This is a genomic window from Sphingopyxis witflariensis (assembly GCF_002205635.1).
GTDB lineage: Bacteria > Pseudomonadota > Alphaproteobacteria > Sphingomonadales > Sphingomonadaceae > Sphingopyxis > Sphingopyxis witflariensis.
In genome coordinates, this window is the sequence record NZ_NISJ01000031.1 from 1 (window position 1) to 2,540 (window position 2,540).

2 protein-coding genes and 1 pseudogene are annotated in these 2,540 nt (G+C 62.0%); all 3 read right to left on the minus strand.

Annotated elements, in window-relative coordinates:
* Positions 1–440 precede the first annotated feature (440 nt).
* The gene (locus CDQ91_RS20820; protein WP_088474605.1) at positions 441–1,715 is read right to left on the minus strand and encodes an ATP-grasp domain-containing protein; all 1,275 of its coding nucleotides are present in this window, start codon (positions 1,713–1,715) and stop codon (positions 441–443) included.
* A 114-nt stretch (positions 1,716–1,829) separates the two neighbouring features.
* Positions 1,830–2,327 carry a DUF305 domain-containing protein gene (locus CDQ91_RS20825; RefSeq protein ID WP_088474606.1) on the minus strand — a complete coding sequence of 166 codons (498 nt, stop codon included), beginning with the start codon at positions 2,325–2,327 and terminating at the stop codon, positions 1,830–1,832.
* A gap of 122 nt (positions 2,328–2,449) precedes the next feature.
* Positions 2,450–2,540, minus strand: a pseudogene (locus CDQ91_RS21160) (integrase catalytic subunit); the annotation flags it as partial.

The window sequence follows — 2,540 nt, forward strand, 5'->3', positions numbered from 1 at the left end:
ACAACCTCCGCTTCACGCAGCTTGCCAATAATCTCTTCCGGGCGATGCTTCTTGCTCGGCATTCATAATCTCCTTCGTAATCCAAAATATCATCAATTTTGGACCACTCAGAAGGGGGCAGATCAACACCAGCAGCCGCACCAACGGTGGCTGCCGTCGGCAGCTCACCCATACGCTGTGGTAGCCGATTCAAGACGCCGGTCCTGTGAGCGGACATTCTGAACTAAGGTTCTGACATCCGTAAACCTACGGAAATCCATAAAAGCGCGGCAGGGTCAAAATTGACCGGTTTTGACACCGACGCTGACGAGTGTCCTGATCAGCCCCGCGGGAATTCCCCCACGATACAATTAGCCGCATGATTTACCAATGATCTGAGTGCCCATATTCGTCATGCCGGCCGCGCCAGCTTCCTCTGTGCGCGTGGTCGCTCCGCCCTGTCAGACGGCGTAAACAGGTGCGAAGCCGCCGCCGGGCGTTCTGAAGTTGGTGGTCTGCCCCTGGTAGACGCGAGCGGCGGCGATCAGCAGCTCACCCCGGTAGGTGAAGAGGCGGACATCCAGCTTCAGCGATCGGATCTCACCGTCGATCCGAATCCGGCGCTCGCTGGGCAGAGCGACCTCCTGGGCGATGTATCCGCCGCGTGTGACCTCCGCCCACGCGCCGCGGGTGATCTTGTCTCCTCGGAAGACGGCCTTGCCGCCGTGCCCGCCGGCCGGTTTGAAGAAGAAGCCCTTGCGCGCCGTCCACATCGTATCGGCGTTTTCGGGGCCCACCAGCACGGTCCTCGGAACCGCCTTCAGGCTGCGCTGTTGCTGGGCCGACAGGTTCCAGGCGCCGCTGTTCGCCGGGTCCGACAGCAACCTCAGATTTCGCTTGTCGGCCAGCAATGCGTGATGGCGCGGGTTCGGCGTGACGACCGCCGCGCCGGCGAGATAAGCCTCCCTCAGGGCTCCGTGTCCCTCAACGCCGAAATTGAAGTCGACCAGACGATTGTAGACCAGATCGATCGCTAGGCCGCCGCTACGCAGGCGACCATCGTCGAACTGCAAGGCCGCAGGATCGACGATGACGGCCTCCACGCCGCGCCGGCGGAAGAAACGCTGCGCCAGCAGGAACTCCGGAAAAAGATACTGGTCAGCAGGCGCATCGTCGACGATGGCCATGGACTGGGGGCACCCGGCACGCCCCTGCAGACGCCACTCGCTCAGGAACATCGTCCAGACCGAGTCTTCGAACGCATCGGCGCTCGCGGTCGGAAACGCAGCCTCCGCCTCCCGGCAACAGGCCGTCTGAGAACGCGCCAGGAAGGCGTTGAGAAAGGCGCCACCGGCGTTGGTGTTCACCTCGATCAGGCGGGGCTCGGCATCGCCGAGGTGGAAGTCGTAACCCATGAACACGCCACGCGGCCCGAAATCATGGCGGGCGATCTCCGGCGCCCAAGCCAGCACCGCCTGCTGAAAGGCCGGGGCCGCGGCCGCCGCCTCGATGGCTGCGACCACCTCAAGCATCGCCGACAAGTCCCGCCTCGCCAGGAAAACCGGAGCCTGGGAGAACAGGTGCGGCCGTGCCGCCAACAAAGCGTCGGCGAGCTCCGGATCATCCGCTTCGGCCCGAATCGCCGAATGCAAGGCTTCTCGCTCCAAAGTTATGCAGAAGCATTCCCGGTTCAGTACGGCGTCCGGACCGTCAGCAACCAGCTCTTGTTCGCCCACGCACGGCCTCCCAGCGCTCGTCTTTGCCAGACGGCTAATCGCGCCGCGACCGGCGTTTTCGCCGCGGTAACGGTTTGTCTCTGCGACTCAGGCGCGGCTGAGTTCGGCTGCGCCTCAGAGCGCTTGCTCGATCCGCGCCTTGATCTGCTCCATCTGATCAATTTCAGAGCGTTGAGCGCCCATGATGTCGTCACATAGACTGATGAGCTCCGCGTCGGCCAGCGTCGCTTCTCGACACATGAGTATGGCTCCGGAATGGTGAGGTATCATGGAGTCGACGAACTGTCCGTCGTCAATAAAGGCTTGCACGCGAGTCGCGGCGAACGATGCAATCGTTAAGATGATGAACACAGCGTAGAGTGCGGTGTTGAGAGCCTTCTTGGGGAACATACCGGGCATGGTGGCCAGCATGAAGACGCCCATCGGAGCCCACATGGTCACCGCCATGTAGAACATATTGAGATTGTTCCGAAAATCCCGGGCACCGTCGATCATCGAGAACATCACGACGTACATGACGATCAGGCCAAGCGCCATGTTGATCCAGAACATCAGATAGGGGCGACCGGAGTCCCCGTGTTTGTGTTCGGTCGTGGGTGCAGAATGGGTCATGTCGAACATCTCTTATCGCGGCGCTGTCCGGTGAGCCGAGCCAGAGCCGGAGGTGGACCTTAAATCCGGATGGCTCGGAGCCTCAAAGTGACCGGCCCCCACCGAGTGGTCCGGGTGGATTGTTAGTGCATTGACGCCTCCCTCGCCAGTGTTGGCCGTAGGTGGAGCGAAGCGGAACCGGAGGGCAACACTGGCGAGGGAACGGCCTCCGGC

Excerpts from the sequence above, each read along its gene's own strand:
- CDQ91_RS20825 (WP_088474606.1), bottom strand. The coding sequence starts at position 2,327 with ATGACCCATTCTGCACCCACGACCGAACACAAACACGGGGACTCCGGT.